Annotated in this window: 1 protein-coding gene; it reads right to left on the bottom strand. The window is 56.3% G+C overall.

Going from position 1 to position 1,278, the window contains the following annotated elements; translation table 11 throughout:
• Positions 1-35: 35 nt before the first annotated feature.
• A protein-coding gene (locus RBH19_RS13625) for an IS3 family transposase (RefSeq protein WP_306729409.1) occupies positions 36-1,228 on the bottom strand; the annotation gives its coding sequence in 2 pieces (ribosomal slippage) (positions 36-920 and positions 923-1,228; 1,191 coding nt in all).
• Between the last annotated feature and the right edge of the window lie 50 nt (positions 1,229-1,278).

The following is a 1,278-nucleotide window of genomic DNA, read 5'->3' as shown; positions in this document are numbered from 1 at the left end:
TGATGCTCCCCGATAAAAGTGGACACGCTTCGTTTTCAGGCAGCCTGCTTCTCATACTCCGCTGGACTCATGTAATCGATCCCAGAGTGCAACCTGGTCTGATTGTAGAACTGCGTGATGTATCCGGCCAGTGCCAGCCGTAGTTCTCGCTCTGATTTAAATGTCTGGCCATGAATGCGTTCTGCCTTCAGGCTGTGAAAAAAGGACTCCATGTGGGCATTATCGGTACACATGCCTGGTCGATTCATGCTCGGCCGTATCCCTCGCCGCTCCAGCTCGTTCTGAATCAAATGGGCGCCGTATTCGACACCGCGATCAGTATGGAAGATAAGCCCCGGTTTTGGGCTCCTCACCCGGAGCGCCTGCTTCAGTGCCCGAAGCGTAAGCTCCGCTGTCTTTCGCTCACCCAGCGACCAGCCGATCACCCGTCGGGAATACACATCCATCACCACCGCAAGATACCGCCAGTCCCGGCCAACACGGATATAAGTGAGATCTGCGACCCACTGCTCATCCGGGCCTCGGGGCGCTGGCTCCTTCAACCGCAGATTCCGGTAGCGAGCATAGAACTTGTCTACCCATGGGGTTCGCCGATAGATCGTCGCCGCTTTTCCGACAATAGAGGCTTCCCGCATAAGCCGCTCCACACGGCCTTTCCCAATCGAAACACCCTGCCTCAGCAGGGTTTTATGCACTCTCGGACTGCCGTAGCAGCCCCGGCTGTCCTGGTGGATCCGACGGATCCGGCGCACCAATCGGCGATCTTCCCGGACCCGCTGTGACTCCGGGCGCTTCAACCAGGCGTAATAACCACTCCGTGAGACGCCCAGCCAGTTGCAAAGGTACCTGACGCCTAGCTCTCGTCCGTGGACTTGGATGAATCCAAATCGTTCTGATGCTGTTCCGCCAGATACCGTTGCCACTTTTTTAAGATGTCATTCTCCTTCTTCAGCCGGGCATTCTCCTTCTCAAGCTTCTTCAGCCTGGAAAGCTCCCGGGTCGAAGGCGAATCCTTCCCTTTCCCCACGCCAATCCGCCTCCTCCGGTCTTGCCGGAACTTGCCCTCCCGATACTCCTTCCGCCATCGCGAGAGCATAAATGGGTGGATTCCAAGCCCCTCAGCCACATGCTGGACCTGGATTCCCTCGTGGAGGCTCATCTCCACCGCCTTAATCTTGAATTCGTCAGAATACCGCCAAGTCTTTTTCGGATTCTGATACCTTCCCATCCTACACCTCCTCGTTTGGAGAAGGTGTCCACTAAAGTCGAGGAACTACA

It is taken from the genome of Natronospira bacteriovora (assembly GCF_030848495.1).
Taxonomy (GTDB): Bacteria; Pseudomonadota; Gammaproteobacteria; order Natronospirales; family Natronospiraceae; genus Natronospira; species Natronospira bacteriovora.
This window is presented reverse-complemented; position numbering and strand designations above follow the sequence as displayed.